Here is a 20,000-nt window from a genome sequence, read left to right as displayed (position 1 = left end):
TCCTTCTCCTCGGATCAGACGTTTTTACGCCGCGGCCGGCGCCATCGATTCTGGGGGGGTCAGTCGCGCCCCGGGAACAGGCGCTCGATCAGCACATCGATCAGCATGCCGCACAGGCTGTAGATCAGCGAGCCGATCAGCGCGGCCCAGAAGCCGGTGACTCTCAGGCCGTCGAGCACCGAGGCGGCGGCCCAGAACATCAGCGCATTGATGATGAAGAGGAACAGCCCCAAGGTGATGACCGTGACCGGCAGGGTCAGCAGCACCAGGATGGGCCGCAGCAAGGTGTTCAGCAGACCCAGCACCAGGGCCGCGATCAGCGCGGCGCCATAGCTGGTGACGACCACACCGGGGTAGAGGGCGGCCACCAGCAGCAGGGCGCCCGCGAGCAAGAACCATCGCGTCAAGGTTTTCATGCCATCTAGCATACAAGCGGGCGATGACGCGGCAGGACTTCACGAATCGGGTCTTTCCCCTGGGGGCTTGCCGATTGATCTGGCGCAAACCCTGGCATACTCGCGGCCAACCGAAAGGGGAGTAGCTACACGACGCCTTGTCGTGGCGGCCGTCCGTCATTACGTTGCCAGCGCCCGCTGGCATCCGGACCCCGCAGCTGGTGGATGTGTCCCCCACATCCGCGTCCTGCCCCGCAAGACCTTTCGGCCTGTTGCCTTCATCAACCTCTATCTTGCGGGAGCCTCTGCATGAGCTCGATTGCGCCTCTGTGGCTGTGGATTTTCTTTGCCGGCTCGGTGCTGGTGGCCTTGTTCGTCGACTTCGTCGTGCTGCGCAAGCAGGGCGCGCACGAGGTCAGCGTTAAGGAGGCGATCAACTGGTCGCTGGTCTGGGTGGCCCTGAGCCTGGCCTTCAACGGCCTGTTCTGGTGGGCCGTCAAGGACAGCACCGGCGACGCCGATCTGGCCACGACCAAATCGCTGGAATTCCTGACCGGCTATCTGATCGAGAAGTCGCTGGCGGTGGACAACATCTTTGTCTTCCTGATGATCTTCACCTACTTCTCGGTGCCGCCGGCCTACCAGAAGCGGGTGCTGATGTACGGCATCATCGGCGCCATCGTGCTGCGCACCGTGATGATTCTGGTCGGCAGCTGGCTGATCGCGCAGTTCCACTGGGTGCTCTATCTGTTCGGCGCCTTCCTGCTGATCACCGGCATCAAGATGTGGTGGGCAGCCGGCCAGGAGCCTGATCTGGAGAGTAATCCGGCGCTCAAGCTGCTGCGCCGCCTGATGCCGGTCAGCCAGCACTTCGACGGCGAGCGTTTCTTCACGAGGGAGAACGGCAAGCGCCTGGCCACGCCGCTGCTGCTGGTGATCGCTCTGGTGGGCATCACCGATGTGATCTTCGCGGTCGACTCGATCCCGGCGATCTTCGCGATCACCAACGATCCCTTCATCGTGCTGACCTCCAATATCTTCGCCATCCTGGGTCTGCGGGCGATGTACTTCCTGCTCGCCGCGATGGCCGCCAAGTTCCATCTGCTGAGCTATGGCCTGGCCGTGGTGCTGGCCTTCATCGGCACGAAGATGATGCTGATCGACCTGATCAAGATCCCGGTGCTGGCCTCGCTGGGCGTGGTGATCGCGATCCTGGCCGTGACCATGGTGCTGAGCCTGCGCACCGCACCGAAGATCACGAGCACTGAGCAGGCCGGCGAGCGCTGAGCCTGGCGCCCCCCCGACGGCGAGGAGCGCCGTCCCTACCCCACAGCCCCCGGCGGTTCGCCCCGGGGGCTGTCGCATTCTGGGTACGGTCGGGCCAGGATCTTGGTAGAAATGCCCATAAGTAATAGGAATAGTTCGCATTAATGTTACGATTCCGGCCGATCTCAATCCTTGCGTTCGCGCCTTTGCTGTGACTCAAGCCACTCTTGCCGCCCGACCCGGCGGCGTCCCGGAAGCACCGCGCGCGGCGGCGGCTTTGCCGACGCCGCCGAAGCCGCAGATCGCCGCGCCGGCACCGGTCGATGAGCTGGGCCCCACCGCGCGCCGTGTGCTGACCGGCGGCGTGCTGGCCGCCCATGTGCTGGGCGGTTGGGCCTTGCTGCAGGTCGATGCGGTGCGGCAGGCGGTAATCGAGGCCGCACCCATCATGGTCAGCCTGATCGATGCGCCCGAGCCGCCGAAGCCCGCGCCACCGCCGCCGCCCAAGCCCCAGATCCAGAAACCCCGACCGGCTCCCGCGCCGGTGATCGCGGCAGCGCCCAGCCCGGCCCCGGCACCGCCCGCCTTCGTCGTGCCCGCCCCCGAGCCGGCACCGGCCCCGGTGGTGGCGGTCGCGCCGGCACCACCGGCCCCTCCGGCACCGCCGGCCCAGGTGGCGCCCGCCGTGCCCCGGCAGATCCCGCCCAGCGCGGTGCGCTATGTGGTCGAGCCGCGCCTGACCGTGCCGCTGCTGTCGCGCCGCCTGGGCGAGCAGGGCCTGGTGCACCTGCGCATCGTCGTCGACGCACGCGGCCAGCTGAAGGAGGCCTCGCTGAAGAAGTCCTCGGGCTTTGCCCGCATCGATCAGCAGGCCTTGCAAGACATCCGCACCGCCCGCTTCGCACCCTATCTCGACAACGGCCAGCCGGTCGAATGGGAAACCACCGCCCTGCTGTCCTACGAGCTGGACCGCTGAACCAGAACACCAAGAACCCTGACCATCATGGACGTCACCACCGCCGCCACCACCGTCAACTCCGCCCAGGCCATGGGCTTCGGTCACTTCATCACCCAGGCCGATTTCGTCGGCAAATTCCTCTTCGGGGTGCTGGTGCTGATGTCGGTCGCCTCCTGGGCGCTGATCATCGCCAAGGGCCTGACCCAGTATCTGCGCAACAAGCGCAGCACCGGCTTCCTGGACTTCTTCTGGAACGCCCGCTCGCTGGACGCGGTGCAGGCCGAGCTGAACACCCACGGCGCACGCGATCCCTTCTCGCACCTCAGCGCCCATGCACTGCACGCCCAGGCCCACCATGCCCGCCACGGCTCGGCCCGGCTGGCCGAGGCCGGCACGGCCAATGACTTCATCACCCGCACCATCAAGAAGGTGCTGGACGAGGAGACCACGCGGCTGGAATCGGGCCTGACCACGCTGGCCACGATCGGCGCGACCGCCCCCTTCGTCGGCCTGTTCGGCACGGTCTGGGGCGTCTACCACGCGCTGCTGGCGATCGGCATGAGCGGCTCGGGCACGCTGGACAAGGTGGCCGGCCCGGTCGGCGAGGCGCTGATCATGACCGGCATCGGCCTGGCCGTCGCGATCCCTGCGGTGATGGCCTACAACGCCTTCAGCCGCAGCAACCGCGTGCTGTCGGCCCGGCTGGATGCCTTCGCCTACGAGCTGCACAGCTTCCTGACGCTGGGTGAGGCGCCCGGCGCCGCCGCCCAAGGCCAGGCCGCCAATGTGCGCCCGCTGAAGCCCGCCACCGCGTCCTGAGGAGCCCACGATGGCATTCGCTTCCTTTGACAACAAGCGCGGCGGCGGGCCTATGGCCGAGATCAATATGGTGCCGCTGATCGATGTGATGCTGGTGCTGCTGGTGATCTTCATCGTCACCGCGCCGCTGCTGACCCATGCGGTCAAGCTCGACCTGCCCAAGGTCAGCTCGGCGGCCAACGAGCTGCAGCCCGACAAGATCGAGTTCGCGATCGACGCCGCCGGCCAGCGCTTCTGGAACGGCGAACCGGTTTCGCGCGAGGACGCGGCCCAGCGCTTCGCTGCCGAGGGCACCAAGCCGGTCCAGCCCGAAGTGCATCTGCGCGCCGATCAGAACGTCGCCTACCGCCTGGTCGCCGAAACCCTGGCCGACGCGTCCAAGGCCGGCCTGAGCAAGGTCGGCTTCGTCAGCGAGCCCGAGCGGCCCTAGCACCCCGTCCCGATTTCAAGAACAAGGCGGCCAAGCCATCGCCAGGCCGCCACGGGCAGCGCCTTGCCCACCCCTCATCAAACTGGAGAGTCCTCATGTCCCGCATCAAACACAAGGCCACCTTGCTCCCCTTGGGTGCACTGGCCGCCGGCTTCGGCCTGGCCTCCGCCGCCATCGCACAAACTGCGCCGGTCGATCCGGTCAAGACCGAGAGCGCCCTGCCCGTGGTGCGCGCCAAGGCCAGCGCCGAGCGCGCCGGCAAGGACGACTACCAGGCCACCGAGACCCGCATCGGCAAGGGCAAGCAGGAGCTGCGCGACATTCCGCAGTCGGTGACGGTGGTGACCGAGAAGCTGATCGATGACCGCAATCTGGACACACTGCGGGAAGTGCTGAAGAACACCTCGGGCATTACCTTCCTGGCAGCCGAGGGTGGCGAGGAAGACATCCGCCTGCGCGGCTTCCCCTTGCAAGCTTCTGGCGATGTGTTCATTGATGGCATGCGTGACCCGGCCTTCTACGAGCGCGACACCTTCTTCTATGACCGACTCGAGGTGCTGCGCGGCTCGGCCGCGCTGACCTTCGGTCGCGGCTCCACCGGCGGCGCGGTCAACCAGGTCACCAAACAACCTCGCCTGCTCAACGAGCACCAGATCGATGCCACGGTGTCCAGCCACAACGGCGTGCGCGTGGTTGGCGACTTCAATGCCAAGATGAGCGAGTCCTCGGCACTGCGCGTCGGTACCATGTTCGATAACGCCGACAACGACGGCACCGGTGCTCGCACCGACAAGATCGGCCTGGCCGGCGTCTATCGCTGGGGTATCGGTGAACGCGACGAGTTCTCGGTGGGTGTCTACCACCTGGACAACAACAACGGCATCAACTACGGCATGCCGTACATCCGGCCGACCTTGACCGCCCCCGTTGGAAGCACGACGTTGTTGCCGCTGGATCCCAAGGCCTATTACGGCATGGCCAGCGACAAGAACGAAGGTCAAGCCAGCAGCCTGACCGGCACCCATGTGCATCGTTTCGGTCAGAACATGGAACTCGTGACCCGTCTGCGTGTATCCGACTATGCGCGCGACCAGCGCTCCGGCACCGTGCGATTTGCTGGTGCGGCGATGCAACCCGGTGGCGTTGCGGTGAGCCTGGCCACCTTCGGTCCGAACACCGTGATCACCCGCGGCACCCACAACAAGACCCAGGACATGCAGACCGTGTACGGACAGAGCGATTTCAGCGGCAAGTTCGCAGCGCTTGGCATGAAGCACGATCTGCTGGCGGGCGTGGACTTTGCACAGGAAAAGAAGCAGGTCTTCGCGGCCCGCAGCGCTGCCCAAGGCGGCGTCAACATCACCAAGCCGACCACCACGGTCGGCCGCCCCGATGACGGCGCCTCAGTCAATGAAGACAGCCGCGTGATGCGCACGGCCAACGAATACACCGCGCGCGGTACGGGCCTCTACCTGCAGGACACGATCGAATTGGCGCCGCAGTGGAAGCTGCTGGCCGGCCTGCGTTACGACCGACTGACCGGGGACTACGACGCTTTCGCGATTCCCAACGCTGCGCCCGGCCCGGTCACCAAGTCCAGCTACCGCATGAAGGTCTCGGAGTGGAGCAAGCGCCTGGGCCTGCTGTTCCAGCCGAATGAGCGCATGTCCTTCCATGCCTCGGCGGCGACCTCGTTCAACACCTCGGGCGATGCCTATTCGCTCAGCCCCAGCAATGTCAACATCGATCCCGAGCAGGCCATCAACGTCGAGCTCGGCGCCAAGATTGACTCGGCCGACGGCCGGCTGAGCACCCGCGTCGCGGTGTTCCGCTCGACCAAGCTGCATGAGCGCAATACCGATCCGCTGCTGACCGATGTCGTGACCCTGTCCGGCAAGCGTCATGTGGCCGGCATCGAGCTGGATGTCAACGGCCGCATCACCCCGCAGTGGGAGGTGTTCGCCAGCTATATGTGGATGCCGGTCGCCAACATCGACATCAGCAGCGCCACCGGCGGCGAGGTCCAGGGCAGCCGCCCCTCGCTGACCCCGAAACATACCGGCACCTTGTGGACCACCTATCAGCTGACGCCGCGCATCCGCATCGGTGGCGGCCTGACCGCCCGCAGCTCGCAGACACCGCTGCGCAACCCCGGCTTCGCCGTGCCCAAGTTCGTCATCGGCGACGTGATGGCCGAGTACCAGGCGATCCAGGACAAGCTGATCTTCAAGCTCAACGTCAGCAATATCAGCAACAAGCTGTATGCCGACTCTCTGTATCCGGGTCACTACGTGCCCGGCGCGGGCCGTATTGCATCGCTGACCGGTAGCTACAAGTTCTGATGCTCCGCAAGAGCCGGCTCCGGCCGGCTCGCTAAACTTCTCTTCAAAGAGGCCTTTGTTGGCCCGGGCTTGCCCCGGGCCTTTTTTCATAGGAACGCGTTCGCCATGTTGCTGAAGATCGAGCAGGTTCTGACCCCCGATGTGCTGGCCCATGCGCGCGCGCTGTTGCGCGAGGCCAGGTGGGAGGATGGGCGCAGCACCGCCGGACCGCAGGCGGCACAGGTCAAGAACAATGAGCAGCTGGGCGCCTCCAGCCGCGAAGCAGCGGCCTTGCAGCAATTGGTGCTGCAGGCGCTGGAGCGGCACCCGATCTTCTTCTCCGCCGCGCTGCCCAAGCGCGTGCTGCCCCCGCTGTTCAATCGCTATGGTGGTGCGGCCAATAGCTATGGCCCCCACGTCGACCAGGCCGTGCGCTATCTGCCCGGTGGCTCGCAGCGCGTGCGCACCGACATTTCCTGCACGCTGTTCCTCGCCGACCCGGAGGACTACGACGGCGGCGAGCTGGTGATCCAGGACACCTTTGGCGAGCAGCACGTCAAGCTGGCCGCCGGCGACATGATCCTCTACCCCGGCACCAGCGTGCACCACGTCGCGCCGGTCACGCGTGGCCAGCGCCTGGCCAGCTTCTTCTGGATCGAGAGCATGGTGCGCAGCGACGAGCAGCGACGCCTGCTCTACGAGATGGACATGAGCCTGATGCGGCTGCGCAGCGAGCATGGCGAGTCCGAGGCCACGGTGCAACTGACCGGCACGTATCACAACCTGCTGCGCATGTGGGCCGACACATGAGCCTCAGTGCACTGCAGCAGATCCCGGCCGACGTCGCCAACCTGGCCGACTTCGAGGCCCATGCGCGGGCCTGCATGAGCGAGCAGGCCTTCGCTTATCTGAATGGCGCTGCGGCCGACGAGCAGGTGCTGCGCGCCAATCGCACGGCATGGGACGCCATCAAGCTGTGGCCGCGCGTGCTGCGCGATCTCGGCGGCGGACACACCCGCATCACGCTGCTCGGCCGCGAATGGCCGCAGCCGGTGGCGCTGGCGCCGATCGCCTACCAGCGGCTTGCCCACCCCGATGGCGAACTGGCCAGCGCCTATGCCGCCGCCGCGCAGGGCGCCGGCTTGATACTCAGCGCCCAGGCCAGCATGCCGATGCAGGGTGTGGCCCAAGCCATGCTGAGCGAGGCGGGTCGCGGCCCGCTGTGGTTCCAGCTCTACTGGCGCGACGACCGCGACTTCATGCAGGACTTGCTGCAGCGCATCGAGACGGCCGGCTTCGAGGCCCTGGTGCTGACCGTCGATGCGCCGGTGCATGGCGCGCGCGACCGCGAGCGACGCGCCGGCTTCAAGCTGCCGGACGATATCCGCGCGGTCAACCTCGGCGGGCTCAAGAAACCGCTGGATCTGGCGCCGGGGCAGAGCGCGATGTTCGATGGCCTGATGCCGCGCGCCGCGAAGTGGGCCGAGATCGACTGGCTGCGCCAGCACAGCCGTCTGCCGCTGCTGCTCAAGGGCGTGGCCCACCCAGAAGATGCGCTGGAGGCGCAGCGTCGCGGTGTCGCCGGCCTGATCGTCTCCAACCACGGCGGCCGCACCTTGGACGCGCTGCCGACCACGGCCGAGCTGCTGCCCATGCTGCGCGCCACGATGGGCGACGACTTTCCGCTGCTGGTCGACGGCGGCATCCGCCGCGGCACCGACGTGCTGAAGGCGATCGCGCTGGGGGCCGACGCGGTGCTGCTGGGCCGGCCGTATGTGCATGCGCTGGCCACCGCCGGCGCGCTCGGCGTGGCCCATGCGCTGCGCCTGCTGCGCGATGAGCTGGAGATCGCGATGGCCTTGTGCGGCTGCAAGCAGCTCAGCGAGGCGGGGCCGCATTTGCTCTGGCAAACACGTCCGTGAGCGGCATCTGATGCGAGGCCGCGACAAACATCGCGCTATTCCTTGCGACTTGGGGCATTCCTGCCCTATGAAAGCCTTCTCAACGCTCTGGGGGCGCAGTACCATTGCCCTCGCTCGGTGCTAGAGAGAATTGAAGGCTCACGCGGTCTTCACCCTGACCCGGCACATCAACCCAACCCTTGATGGAGAGAATCGAAATGGCAACTGCGAAGAAGGCCGCGCCCGCTAAGGCACCCGCCAAAAAGGCGGCTCCGGCCAAGAAGGCTGCTCCGGCAGCCAAGAAGGCGGCGGCGCCAGCAAAGAAGGCCGCCGCCCCGGCAAAGAAAGCAGCTCCTGTTAAGAAGGCTGCAGCGCCGGCAAAGAAGCGCACTCCCAACGCCGCCTTCATGAAGGCACTGACCCCCAGCGCTGCGCTGGCGGCCATCGTCGGCGCAGCACCGCTGCCGCGCACCGATGTGACCAAGAAGGTCTGGGAGTACATCAAGAAGAACAATCTGCAGGACGCTGTGCAGAAACGCATCATCGTCGCCGATGCCAAGCTGAAGGAAATCTTCGGCAAGGCCAAGGCCGATATGTTCGAGATGACCAAGCTGATCAACAGCCATCTGAAGTGAGCCCTCGGCGCCTCGCGGCGTCGTCTCATGCATCAGGCCCGGTATCCCCGGGCCTTTTTACTGCCCGGTCGTGCCGAGCTCGTGCAGGGCCTGGGCCAGCTGCATCACATCGATGGGCTTGAGCCAGTAGGCCATGAAGCCGGCCTCCAGTGCGCCCGCGATCTGCTCCGGCAAGGCGTCGGCCGACAGCGCCACGCAGGGTAGCTCCGCATGCGGCGTCTCGGCGCGCAGCCGCGCCAGCAGCTCCAGCCCGTTCATATCGGGCAGATTCATGTCGATGAGCAGCAGATCCGGCCTGCACTCGCGCAACGCCTGCAAGGCCTGGGCGCCGTCCTCGACACAGTCCAGGCTCCAGCCCGACAGGCGCCGGAACACCTCTTCCATCAACACGATGTTGATGCGGTCGTCTTCGACGTAGAGCACATGGCGCGTGAGCGCGGTTTCTGGCATGGGGACGCGGGCGGATCGGGGACGGCGCAGGGTAGCAGCGAATCGGCGTGTCAGGCCGGCGTCTGGAGGCGGCGCTCCAGAAAATCGAGCCGGTCCTGGCCCCAGAAAATCTCGCCATCGAGCACATAGCTGGGTGCGCCGAACACACCGGCAGCTATGGCCTGCTGGGTATGGGCGGCATAGCAGGCCTGCACGGCAGCGTCGCCGGCCTCCACCAGACGCTCGGCGGCCAGGCCTTGCTCGGCCAGCAGTTCGGCCAGCACGGCCGTGTCGGCGATATCGCGCTGCTGGGCCCAGACGGCGCTCATCACCGCACCGGCCAGGCGCAGCGCCGCCGCGCTGCCATCATGCCGGTCCACCGCAATGATCAGGCGCGCGGCCGCATCGCCGGAAACCGGAAAGAAGCGCGGCTGCAGATGCAGCGGCAGACCCAGCCAGTTGCTGAAGCGCTGCAGCTCGACCAGGCGATAGGCCTGCCGCTGCGGCGCCCGCTTGGCCAGCGGCAGACCGCCCGAGACCGGAAACACCCCGCCCAGATCGACCGGCAGCACGCGCGCCTCGGCACCGGTGCGCGCCAGCAACTCACAGAAACGCGCATGGCCCAGATAGGTCCACGGGGATTGCGGGGCGAAGTAGTAGTCGATCGTGCGGGGCATGGCATCTCCTGGGCTGCGCGCAGTCTAGTGCAGGGCATGGGGCTGTGCGAAGCGTGACTTATGCCGCAGGCATGCTCCCCCGGCTGAGGGGGGCTCATCGGCAGGGGCACCCCAAGCCCCCACTTAAAATTCCTACATCGTCAAACGCTTGGCGACCAGCGGACGCGCTGGCAGACCAAGCCAACAAGATGCCCGCCCCCACGGGCTGATAAGGGAATAGGTCCATGTCCATACTCGTCACCATGGCGCTTGCAGCGTCGGGCGCAACTTTGCCCCAATGCTCCTGGGATAGGCCGGGAGTGAACCCCTTCATGGGCGATGTGGTCGCGGCCGTGGATCGCTACCAGGACATCCCGGCGGCCACCCGCGCCAAGCTGAAGGCGCGCATGCAAAAGCGCAGCTACGACGAGATGGTCACGATCACGCGCGAATCGATCAACGGCCAGGCCGAGTACAGCCCGCAGATCAGTGCGATGCACTTCGGCCAGGGCAGCGTCTGCGGCAGCGTGACACGCGCCCGCTGGACCGACCAGATGCAGGAGCGCGGCCTGGTCTATTGCGAGGACGGCGAGTGCATCCTGGTGCCCACGGTCTGCCGCAATGTCAGCCGCATCAAGCGCACCAAGCAGGCAGCCGCGCCGGCCGCCGCCACCAATGTGGCGTCCTCGACCCGCGAAGGCGAAGACCCGCAGGCCCTGCTGGAGATGGAACCTACCGGCGCCGGTGTGCCGGGCAGCGGCGCGCCTGCGACCGTGGCCGGCAGCGAACCGAGCTTCTCTCAAGTCGCCGCCTTGCCCAGCGGCCAGCCGGTGGCCGCCGGCCCCAGTCTGCCCGGGAGCTTCACCGGTGGCGGCCTGACACCGCCGCCCGGCGGCGGTCTGGGCGGCATCCCGCCGCTGCCGCCCGGCGTCACCACGCCAGTGCCCGAGCCCGAGACCTGGGCCCTGATGCTGGCCGGCCTGGCGACGGTCGGCTGGGTGGCCCGCCGCCGCCGCGCCTGAGCCTTCCGGCTCAGCGCTTCTTGGGAAGCAGCGCCTTCAGATAGCGGCCGGTATGGCTGCCCTGATGGGCGGCCAGCTCTTCCGGCGTCCCGGCCAGCAAGAGCTGACCCCCACCCGAGCCGCCCTCGGGCCCCATATCGATCAGCCAGTCGGCGGTCTTGATCACATCGAGGTTGTGCTCGATCACGACGATGGTGTTGCCGGCGTCGCGCAACTGGTGCAGCACCTTCAGCAGCAGCGCGATATCGGCGAAATGCAGGCCGGTGGTCGGCTCGTCGAGGATGTAAAGCGTGCGCCCGGTGTCGCGCTTCGAGAGCTCCAGCGCCAGCTTGACCCGCTGCGCCTCGCCGCCCGACAAGGTGGTCGCGCTCTGGCCCAGCTTGACATAGCCCAGGCCCACATCCAGCAGGGTCTGCAGCTTGCGCGCCAGCGTCGGCACCGCGCTGAAGAACTGGTGCGCGTCCTCGATCGTCATGCCCAGCACCTGGGTGATGTTCTTGCCCTTGTAGAGCACCTCCAGCGTCTCGCGATTGTAGCGCTTGCCATGGCAGACATCGCAGGGCACGTAAACGTCCGGCAGGAAGTGCATCTCGACCTTCAGCACACCGTCGCCCTGGCAGGCCTCGCAGCGGCCGCCGGCCACGTTGAAGCTGAAACGCCCGGGGCCGTAGCCGCGCTCGCGAGCGGTATTCATCTCGGCGAACAGCTCGCGGATCGGCGTGAACAGGCCGGTGTAGGTGGCCGGATTGCTGCGCGGCGTGCGACCGATCGGTGATTGGTCCACATTGATGACCTTGTCGAAGGCATCCAGGCCCTCGATCTCGTCGTGCGGGGCCGGGTCCTGATGGCTCTGGTAGAGCTTCTTGGCCACGGCCGCGTACAGCGTGTCATTGACCAGGGTTGACTTGCCCGAGCCCGAGACGCCGGTCACGCAGGTCAGCAGACCGACCGGGATCTCCACCGTCACGCCCTGCAGATTGTTGCCGCGCGCGTTGACGATCTTCAGCGAACGCGGCTCGGCCTGATCGGCCAGCGTGTGGCGCTTGGCCGGCACCGCGATGCGCTCGGCCCCGCTCAGATAGCGGCCGGTCAGCGAGTCCGGGTTCGCCGCCACCTCGGCGGGCGTGCCCTGAGCCATCACGCGGCCGCCGTGCACGCCGGCGCCAGGGCCGAGGTCCAGCACATAGTCGGCCGCGCGGATCGCGTCCTCGTCATGCTCGACCACCAGCACCGAGTTGCCGAGATCGCGCAGATGGCGCAAGGTGGCGATCAGGCGATCGTTGTCGCGCTGGTGCAGGCCGATGCTGGGCTCGTCCAGCACATACATCACGCCGGTCAGACCCGAGCCGATCTGCGAGGCCAGCCGGATGCGCTGGGCCTCGCCGCCGGACAAGGTATCGGCGCTGCGATCCAGGCTCAGATAGTTCAGGCCCACATCGTTCAGAAAGCGCAGCCGCGAGCTGATCTCGCGCACCACCTTGTCGCCGATATCGGCCTTGGCGCCCTTGAGCTTCAGGCCCTCGAAGTAGTGCAGGCAGTCGCGCAAGGTCGCATGCTCGACCTCGTAGATCGGCTTGCCCTTGAAGCCCTCGGGCGCATCGGCCGGCTGCAGCACCACATGCCGGGCCTCGCGCCGCAGGCGCGAGCCTTCGCAATGCGGGCAGGGCTTGGCCGCCATATAGCGGGCCAGGTCCTCGCGCACGGCGCTGGAGTCGGTCTCCTTGAAGCGCCGCTCCAGATTCGGCAGGATGCCCTCGAAGGCATGCGCGCGCTTGACCGAACGCTTCTTGCCATTGGCGCTCTCGGCCTCGTAGACGAAGCTGATCTCGTCCGTGCCGGAGCCACGCAGCAGCACCTGGCGCGCCGTCTCGGGCAGTTCCTCGAAGGGCAGCTCGATGTCGAAGCCATAGTGCTTGGCCACGCTCTCCAGCATCGAGAAGGTGTAGGCATTGCGGCGGTCCCAGCCCTTGACCGCGCCGCTGGCCAGGCTCAGCGTCGGGAAGGCGACGACGCGATCCGGGTCAAAGGCGGTGACCTGGCCCAGGCCTTCGCAGCTGGGGCAGGCGCCGACCGGCGAGTTGAACGAGAACAGCCGCGGCTCCAGCTCGGGCAGCGAATAGCTGCAGATCGGGCAGGCGAACTTGCTGGAGAAGATGGTCTCGACCCCGGTGTCCATATTCAGCACCAGGGCCCGACCCTCGGCCAGACGCAGCGCGGCCTCGAAGCTCTCGGCCAGGCGCTGGCGCAGGCTGTCGGCCCCGTCGGCCTTCAGCTTGACGCGGTCGACCACCACATCGATATCGTGTTTCTCGGCCTTTTTCAGCGCCGGCAGCTCGGTGGCCTCGACCGTCGCGCCGTCGACGCGAAAGCGCACATAGCCCTGGGCCTGCATGGCCTCGAACAGATCGAGAAACTCACCCTTGCGGTCGCGCGCCACCGGCGCCAGCAGCAGCAGCTTGCTCTCCTCGGGCATGGACAGCACCGCGTCGACCATCTGGCTGACGCTTTGCGCCTCCAGCGGCAGGTGGTGGTCGGGGCAGAAGGGCGTGCCGGCGCGGGCGTAGAGCAGGCGCAGATAGTCGTGAATCTCGGTGACCGTGCCGACGGTCGAGCGCGGGTTGTGGCTGGTGGCCTTCTGCTCGATCGAGATCGCCGGCGACAGGCCTTCGATCACATCGACATCGGGCTTGTCCATCAGCTGCAGGAACTGCCGGGCATAGGCCGACAGGCTCTCGACATAGCGGCGCTGGCCCTCGGCATACAGCGTGTCGAAGGCCAGGCTGGACTTGCCCGAGCCGGACAGGCCCGTGATCACCACCAGCTGGTTGCGCGGCAGGTCCACATCGATGTTCTTCAGATTGTGGGTGCGCGCGCCACGCACGCGGATCATCGCGGCTTCGGCGACGGGAGGGCGGCGGGCGCTGGAATGGTCGTCGGACATGGAAGCTGGGGGACGAGGTGGCTGACGGAGAACCCGCCATCATAGGCCGAGGACCCGGATTCGCGCGGCCTGATCGGGCCGGCCTGCTGACAAAGCTTGTCAGTACCGGCCGGCGGGTCTTGTCGATAGCTTGACAAATATTCGCACGATCGTGCTAAATTCAGACTCATGGAAGCCAAGACCGAGCGCAGCGAGCTGACCCAGAGTGCCATCGTCGATGTCGCGCTGGAAATGGCCGCGCTCGACGGCCTGGAGAGCCTCAGCATCGGCGAGGTGGCCAAGCGGCTGAACCTGTCCAAGAGCGGGGTGTTCTCCCGCATCGGCTCGCGCGAGGGCCTGCAGCGCGCGGTGCTGGAGGAGTTCGACCGGCGCTTCCAGCAAGACATCCTGGTGCCGGCGCTGCGCGAGCCGCGCGGCCTGCCGCGGCTGGACGCCATCATGGCGGCCTGGCTGCAGCGCACCACGCTGGCCGGTCCGCGCGGCAGCTGTCTCTATGTGGCCGGCAGCTTCGAGTTCGACGACCGCGACGGCCCGCTGCGCGAGCTGCTGCTGGCCGGCGTGCGGCGCTGGCGCGGCGCGCTCAAGCGCAGCGTGCTGCAGGCCGTCGAGATGGGCCATCTGCGCGCCGACCTGGACGCCGAGCAGCTGGTGTTCGAACTCGACGGCCTGTTCACCGCACTGATGCGCGAGGCCCGCTTCCTGCGCGAGCCGCTGACGGCCCAGCGCGGCTGGGCCAGCTACCAGCGCCTGATCCAGCACTACAAGCCCTGAGTCCGCCCTGCAGACCATGGTCCTGCTTCACCCCACGCGCCAATTTCGCACGATCGTGCGAAAAACATCGGCGCATTCACCCGCCAGGAGGCTTTGATGATTGAGCTGCTTTTGCTGATTCCGGTGGCGCTGCTGGCCTGGCGTGCCTGGCTGGGCCTGCGCCGGCTCTGGCGCGCCGTACCGAACGACAACCGCGACTTCATTTTTCCGGAGTAAGCACGATGAGCGACAAGACCCTGCCCCCCAACCCGGCCGCGCTGTTCTATGCCGCCGGTGGCGGCCAGCGCCTGCTGCGCGGCGCACTGGAGCTGCTGCAGCGGCTCAGCCCGCGCCTGGCGGCCGGCCTGGCCTACCAGTTCTTCATCACGCCGATGCCCACCAAGCAGGCGGCACGGCGGCGGCCGGTACCGCCCGAATGGCAGCCGCTGCCCTGGCTTTTCGAGGACCGGCGCCTGGTCGCCTGGCAGCGCCGGGACGCTGCGGCACCGGGCAGTGCGCGGCCGCGCGTGCTGCTGGTCCACGGCTGGGCCGGCGATGCCCAGCAGATGCGGCCGCTGGGCGAGGCGCTATGGCGCGCCGGCCTGGACCCGCTGCTGCTGGACCTGCCGGCCCATGGTCGCAGCAGCGGTCGGCAAAGCCATCTGCCGGAGTTTGTGCGTGCGCTGCGGGCGGCCGGCCAGCACTTCGGCCCGTTGCGCGGCGTGGTCGCCCATTCGCTGGGTGCCCTGGCCGCCAGCCAGGCGCTGGCCGGCGGGCTGGCGGCCGAGCGCCTGGTGCTGCTGGCGGCCTCGGCGCCACCACGCCAGGTGCTGGGCTGGTTCGGCGGCAGCTTCGGCCTGGGCCGCGCCGTGCAGGCGCTGATGCGGCAACGGCTGGAAGCGCTGTCGGGCGGGCAGGGCCTGGAGATTTTCGAGCCGGCCTGGCTGGGCGCGCGGCTGACACAGCCGACCTTGCTGCTGCACGACAGCGAGGACCGCGCCGCACCGCTGGCCGCAGCCCAGGCACTGGCGGCGGCCCTGCCCCAGGCCCGGCTGCAGGTCAGCAGCGGCCTGGGGCACCGCCGCCTGCTGGCCGACGCGGCGACGCTGGCGGCGGTCTGTACCCATCTGGGCTAAGCGTGCAAACTGCGCAACTCCGCCCGGGCCTAGGGCCGGCCCCAGGTCTGGCGGGCCGGCCGCATCCCTACACTGGCGCCACAAGCAGCAAGAGAGAGCTTCCGCGCCACCATGATGAGCCCGCACCAGATTCAGGCCCGGCCTTGTGGCACCCGCCGTGCCGGGTCGCGTCCCCAGGCACGCGGCCGCGCGACCGCCTGAGTCCTGCCCGTTCTCAAGCTGCCCGCGAATGCGCCGATAGGCCTGGTAATGAGCATGGTTTGCCCCGCGTCCTGGATGCCGCGCGGCCGCGTCCTGGCCCTGTGCCTGGCCTTGGCCGCGCCGCTGCTTGGCTGCCAGCCGGGCGGGCAGGAGGGCCGCAGCGCGCCGACCGGCCAGCGTGACGAGGCGCTGTGGCAGGAGATCGAGCAGAGCGAACGCCTCAGCCGGGGCCGGCCCCAGCAGCAGGAGCAAATCCTGCAGACCCTGCAGGCCCGCACCGCGCCGGGCAGCGCCGAGCGCCTGGAGGTACTCAGCCTGCGCGGGCTGACGGCCGGCCAGATGCGCGACCGCGCGCGCGTCGATGAGCTGCTGAGCCAGCTGCGCCATTGGCCGGTCGAGGCCGACCGCCCCTCGGCCGAGCTGGCGGCGGCCGCGATGCTGGCCCAGTTTCATCAGAACAAGGGCGATCTGCGCGAGGCGCTGAAGGCCCTGGCCCCGCTGGAGCAGCAAGGCCAGGCACCGCGCTCACCGCGCGTGCTGCTGCGCGCCTATGCGACCCTGGCCACGGTGCAGAGCGACCGCGGCCAGATGGAAGAGGCGCTGGCCGCTGCGCTGGCTGCGGTGCGCCAGGCCGAAGGCCTGGGGGCTCACTGGCGCCGTGCGGCCGGCCTGAACGAGCTGGCCCGCACCTACCACCGCGCCCAGCAGGTCGATCGCGCCAAGCAGATCCATGCCGAGGCCGTGCGCGCGGCCCAGCTCGACCCCGACCCGGTGCTGATGAGCAGCGTGATGACGGTCAAGGGCATCCTGCATGCCGAAGACCGCGATGGCAGCGTGACCCGCCAGGCCTGGACCGAGGCGCTGAACTACGCACGCGAGGCCAAGGCCGAGGGCATGCAGGCGCTGGGTCTGGCCAACTATGCCGACCACTATCTGCGCCTGGGCGACTACGCGCGTGCGCTGGAGCTGGCCGAGCAGGCGCTGCCGCTGGCGCGGCGGGCGCAGAACCTGAATGCCGAGATCGTCGCGCTGCACAATCTGGGCATCGCCAAGATCGGCCTGAAGCGGGTCGCCGAGGGGCAGATCCATGTGCGCCAGGCCATCACGCTGGACGAACAGCAGGGCGCGCTGGCCTATGCCGCCGACGGCTGGAAGGAGCTGGGCCAGTATCTGGAACAGGCGGCCGATTGGACCGGTGCCATCGAGGCCCACCATCAGTACCGCCGCATCATCGACCAGGTGCTGCGCGACGACACCCGCAAGACCGTGCTGGAGGAGCAAGAGCGCTTCGATGCCGAGCGGCGCGCCCGCGACATCGAGCTGCTGAACCGTGACAACAGCCTGAAGGCCGAGCAGATCCGCGCCCGCGATCTGGAGCTCAAGCTGTGGGCCGCGCTGGCCGGCTGCGTGGTGCTGTCGGCCACCCTGCTGGGCCTGGCCTACCAGCGCATCCGCCGCACCAATCTGGCGCTGGCCAGCAGCAACGAGCATCTGAAGATCCAGAGCGAGCGCGACCCGCTGACCGGGCTGGCCAATCGGCGCCATTTCCAATCGGCCATCAAGCGCCTGGCCGACAGCGGCAAGCTGGCCGGCACCGTCTATCTGATCGACATCGACCACTTCAAGCGCATCAACGACCAATGGGGCCATGCCGCCGGCGACAGCGTGCTGATCGAGGTCGCGCAGCGCCTGCGCGCTGCGCTGCGCGAAGATGATCTGGTGGTGCGCTGGGGCGGCGAGGAGTTTCTGATCGTCGTGCCGCCGCGCGACGCGGTCGACGCCCAGGTGCTGGCCCAGCGCCTGCTGGACCTGATCGGCGCGCCGCCGGTGACCCATGGCGAGCGGCAGATCGGCATCAGCGCCTCGATCGGCTTTGCCAGCTTCCCAGTCGCGCCGCATGGCCTGGCGCTGAGCTGGGAACGCGCCATCGATCTGGTCGACACCGTGATGTATCTGGCCAAGGCCCATGGCCGCAACAAGGCCTATGGCGTGCTGCATATCGACGCGCAGGACGAGGTCGAGCTGGGCCGGCTGTCCACCCGCATGGAAGCCGCCTGGCAGGAGGGCCGGGTCGGCCTGGTCGCGCTGCAGGGCCCGTCGGGCCAGGGCGTCTCATGAGACGGCTCGCCCTTGCCTTCTTGCTGAGCCTGGTCATGGCCCCGGCGCTGGCCGAGATCGACCGCACGCTCGATGCCCAGCTGGCCCGTCTGGTGCTGATGGCCTATGACCGGCCCGAGGCCGCGCTGCGCTCGCTGCGCGAACTGGCTCCGCATCAGGCGCTGGCCCAGGACCAGCTGGCGATGGCCGAGGGCCAGATCCTGGTGCAGGGCGGCGACACCGGTGCCGCCCGCAAGCTCGTCGAGCGCCTGGCCGCGGCGGAGAAGACGCGTGATCGTGCCGCCGTGCTGAGCGCCCAGCTGGCCGCGCGCGATGGCCTCAACAGCCTGGCCACCGAGACGGCGCAGCAGGCTCTGCGCGGGCTGGAGCGGCGCTGCGAGCGCGGCGCCGAGGCCGCCAGCATCGCGCGCGGCTGCGACTTCCGCAGTGCCTGGGCGGCGCTGCGCATCATCGAACGCGACCAGGCGGCCCAAGGCGCGCTGGCCCAGGCCGCCGGCACCTTGCGCTATGCGCTGGCGCTGGCCGAGGCCGGCGGCGACAGCTATCTGAGCGCCATCAGCATGGGCGCGCTGGCGCTGCTGAGCCAGGAGCTGGAGCAGGGCGACGAGGCCCGCCGCTGGCTGGCTGCGGCACTGGAGCGCGCCGGCGACGATGCGCTGGCGATGGCACGCACCAAGATCACCGAGGCCCGCATCGCGGTGCGGCGCGGTGACAAGCCCGGCCAGCTGCGCGCCTACGAGGAGGCGCTGGCCTTCGCCCAGCAGGCCGAGTCGCCGCGGCTGGTGGCCCAGGTCCAGACCAATCTGACCGATCTGCACATGCACAACGGCCGGCCGGCGGTGGCGCTGGCGCTGGCCCGCCAGGCCCTGCCGGTGCTGCTGCGCCACAAGGACCTGCGCATCGAGCGCACCTTGCGCCACAACATGGCGGTGTCGATGATTCTGCTGCGCCAGTTCGACGCGGCACGGCGCGAGCTGGCGCGCGCCCAGGCCCTGACCGACGGCCAGACCGAGCCGGCACGCCGCGCCACCCAGCTGCGCGAGATCGGCGAGGCCTGGGCAACGGCCGGCCAGCCGCGCGAGGCCATCGCGGCCTTCCACACCGAGCGTGCGCTCAGCGCGATGATCCAGGCCCGCAACCGCGAGGCCCAGCTGCAGGAGCTCAGGCTCAAGTACGACAGCGACCGCGCCCAGCGCGATCTTGATCTGCTGACGCGCGACAAGACCCTGAAGGACCAGCAGCTCGCCAACCGCGATCTGGCCCAGCGGGTCGGCCTCGCGGTTGGCACGCTGCTGGCCCTGTCGCTGCTGCTGGCCGGCGTGATGCTCAAGCGTGTGCAGGCCGCCAACAAGCGGCTCAAGGCCAACCAGCTGCTGCTGCGCGCGCAAAGCGAGCGCGACCCGCTGACCGATCTGGCCAACCGGCGCCATTTCCTGGCCGTGATGGCGCAGCGCGCCCAGCACCAGTTCGAGGGTGCGCTGCTGATGGTCGATATCGACCACTTCAAGCATGTCAATGACCGCCACGGCCATGCGGCCGGCGACATCGTGATCTGCGAGGTCGCGCGGCGCATCTCGCAGGCGGTGCGCCACGAGGACCTGGTGGTGCGCTGGGGCGGCGAGGAGTTTCTGGTCTATGCGCCCGAGGTCGCGCAGGACCAGTTACAGCTGCTGGCCGAGCGCATCCTGTTCAGCGTCGGCACCGAGCCGGTCGCCACCGAGGCCGGGCCGCTGCGCGTCACGGTCTCGATCGGCCATGCGCGCTTCCCGCTGCCGCCCGGCCGGCTGGCGCTGGACTGGGAGCAGGCGGTCAACTGGGCCGATATGGCGCTCTACACCGCCAAGGCCCAGGGCCGCAACCGCGCGGTCGGCATCGCCGGCGTCGAGGCCGCCGACGTGAGCGCGCTGCAGCAGATCGAGGCCGACTTCGATGCCGCCTGCTCGGCGCAAAAGGTCAGCCTGCGCCACACCACCGGCCCGGCCGGGCGCTGATCGCTCGCGGCCCGGCGGGCTTGCCGCATAC

The 20,000-nt window shown here is 68.4% G+C and carries 17 protein-coding genes; 13 read left to right on the top strand and 4 right to left on the bottom strand.

What is annotated here, in order from left to right; translation table 11 throughout:
* Window positions 1-59: 59 nt before the first annotated feature.
* On the bottom strand, window positions 60-416 hold the full coding sequence (locus ABGI63_RS04685) for a phage holin family protein (protein ID WP_266005227.1): 357 nt from the start codon (window positions 414-416) through the stop codon (window positions 60-62).
* Window positions 417-704: 288 nt separating this feature from the next.
* On the opposite strand from ABGI63_RS04685, the gene ABGI63_RS04680 reads away from it, so the two are divergent.
* From ABGI63_RS04680 to ABGI63_RS04645, 8 genes are all read left to right on the top strand, one after another.
* Entirely contained in the window at window positions 705-1,682 is a 978-nt protein-coding gene (locus ABGI63_RS04680) for a TerC family protein (RefSeq protein ID WP_349741283.1), read from the top strand.
* 256 nt (window positions 1,683-1,938) lie between these two features.
* Window positions 1,939-2,637, top strand: coding sequence for an energy transducer TonB (locus ABGI63_RS04675; protein WP_349741282.1), 699 nt, complete (start codon window positions 1,939-1,941; stop codon window positions 2,635-2,637).
* Between the two features lie 27 nt (window positions 2,638-2,664).
* Window positions 2,665-3,438 (top strand): MotA/TolQ/ExbB proton channel family protein, encoded by a 774-nt coding sequence (locus ABGI63_RS04670; protein ID WP_349741281.1) that lies wholly within the window; start codon window positions 2,665-2,667, stop codon window positions 3,436-3,438.
* Between the two features lie 10 nt (window positions 3,439-3,448).
* A complete protein-coding gene (locus ABGI63_RS04665; protein ID WP_137945464.1) occupies window positions 3,449-3,868 on the top strand; it encodes an ExbD/TolR family protein in 420 nt (139 codons plus the stop codon).
* Between the two features lie 95 nt (window positions 3,869-3,963).
* The gene (locus ABGI63_RS04660) at window positions 3,964-6,210 is read left to right on the top strand and encodes a TonB-dependent receptor (RefSeq protein ID WP_349741280.1); all 2,247 of its coding nucleotides are present in this window, start codon (window positions 3,964-3,966) and stop codon (window positions 6,208-6,210) included.
* A gap of 105 nt (window positions 6,211-6,315) precedes the next feature.
* Window positions 6,316-6,999 carry a Fe2+-dependent dioxygenase gene (locus tag ABGI63_RS04655; protein WP_349741279.1) on the top strand — a complete coding sequence of 228 codons (684 nt, stop codon included), beginning with the start codon at window positions 6,316-6,318 and terminating at the stop codon, window positions 6,997-6,999.
* The gene (locus tag ABGI63_RS04650; protein WP_349741278.1) at window positions 6,996-8,111 is read left to right on the top strand and encodes an alpha-hydroxy acid oxidase; all 1,116 of its coding nucleotides are present in this window, start codon (window positions 6,996-6,998) and stop codon (window positions 8,109-8,111) included. The genes ABGI63_RS04655 and ABGI63_RS04650 overlap by 4 nt, the downstream gene beginning before the upstream one ends.
* A gap of 197 nt (window positions 8,112-8,308) precedes the next feature.
* Window positions 8,309-8,725 carry an SWIB/MDM2 domain-containing protein gene (locus ABGI63_RS04645; protein ID WP_137945468.1) on the top strand — a complete coding sequence of 139 codons (417 nt, stop codon included), beginning with the start codon at window positions 8,309-8,311 and terminating at the stop codon, window positions 8,723-8,725.
* A 57-nt stretch (window positions 8,726-8,782) separates the two neighbouring features.
* On the opposite strand, the gene ABGI63_RS04640 is transcribed toward ABGI63_RS04645, so the two are convergent.
* Together ABGI63_RS04640 and ABGI63_RS04635 are read right to left on the bottom strand one after the other, a co-directional pair.
* Window positions 8,783-9,175, bottom strand: coding sequence for a response regulator (locus tag ABGI63_RS04640; RefSeq protein ID WP_349741277.1), 393 nt, complete (start codon window positions 9,173-9,175; stop codon window positions 8,783-8,785).
* Window positions 9,176-9,225: 50 nt separating this feature from the next.
* Window positions 9,226-9,831, bottom strand: a complete 606-nt coding sequence (locus tag ABGI63_RS04635) for a 2-hydroxychromene-2-carboxylate isomerase (RefSeq protein WP_349741276.1) — start codon at window positions 9,829-9,831, stop codon at window positions 9,226-9,228.
* A 224-nt stretch (window positions 9,832-10,055) separates the two neighbouring features.
* Between ABGI63_RS04635 and ABGI63_RS04630 the strand changes: the two genes are divergently transcribed.
* Window positions 10,056-10,832 (top strand): MHFG family PEP-CTERM protein, encoded by a 777-nt coding sequence (locus ABGI63_RS04630; RefSeq protein WP_349741275.1) that lies wholly within the window; start codon window positions 10,056-10,058, stop codon window positions 10,830-10,832.
* A 10-nt stretch (window positions 10,833-10,842) separates the two neighbouring features.
* On the opposite strand, the gene uvrA is transcribed toward ABGI63_RS04630, so the two are convergent.
* On the bottom strand, window positions 10,843-13,773 hold the full coding sequence (uvrA, locus tag ABGI63_RS04625; RefSeq protein ID WP_349741274.1) for an excinuclease ABC subunit UvrA: 2,931 nt from the start codon (window positions 13,771-13,773) through the stop codon (window positions 10,843-10,845).
* Between the two features lie 168 nt (window positions 13,774-13,941).
* Here uvrA and ABGI63_RS04620 point away from each other — a divergent pair, with 168 nt between their 5' ends.
* The 4 genes from ABGI63_RS04620 to ABGI63_RS04605 all read left to right on the top strand — a co-directional run bounded on the left by ABGI63_RS04620 (window position 13,942) and on the right by ABGI63_RS04605 (window position 19,969).
* Complete coding sequence (locus tag ABGI63_RS04620) at window positions 13,942-14,544, top strand: TetR/AcrR family transcriptional regulator (RefSeq protein WP_269839404.1); 603 nt, start codon at window positions 13,942-13,944, stop codon at window positions 14,542-14,544.
* Window positions 14,545-14,765: 221 nt separating this feature from the next.
* Window positions 14,766-15,659 carry an alpha/beta hydrolase gene (locus ABGI63_RS04615; protein WP_349741273.1) on the top strand — a complete coding sequence of 298 codons (894 nt, stop codon included), beginning with the start codon at window positions 14,766-14,768 and terminating at the stop codon, window positions 15,657-15,659.
* 249 nt (window positions 15,660-15,908) lie between these two features.
* Window positions 15,909-17,978, top strand: a complete 2,070-nt coding sequence (locus ABGI63_RS04610; RefSeq protein ID WP_349741272.1) for a diguanylate cyclase — start codon at window positions 15,909-15,911, stop codon at window positions 17,976-17,978.
* On the top strand, window positions 17,975-19,969 hold the full coding sequence (locus tag ABGI63_RS04605; protein WP_349741271.1) for a diguanylate cyclase domain-containing protein: 1,995 nt from the start codon (window positions 17,975-17,977) through the stop codon (window positions 19,967-19,969). The genes ABGI63_RS04610 and ABGI63_RS04605 overlap by 4 nt, the downstream gene beginning before the upstream one ends.
* The last annotated feature ends 31 nt before the right edge of the window (window positions 19,970-20,000 follow it).

It is taken from the genome of Roseateles cavernae, assembly GCF_040187885.1.
Taxonomy (GTDB): Bacteria; Pseudomonadota; Gammaproteobacteria; order Burkholderiales; family Burkholderiaceae_C; genus Roseateles_E; species Roseateles_E cavernae.
Note: the sequence above shows the minus strand (reverse complement) of the source record. Positions and strands in the feature narration are given on the sequence as shown.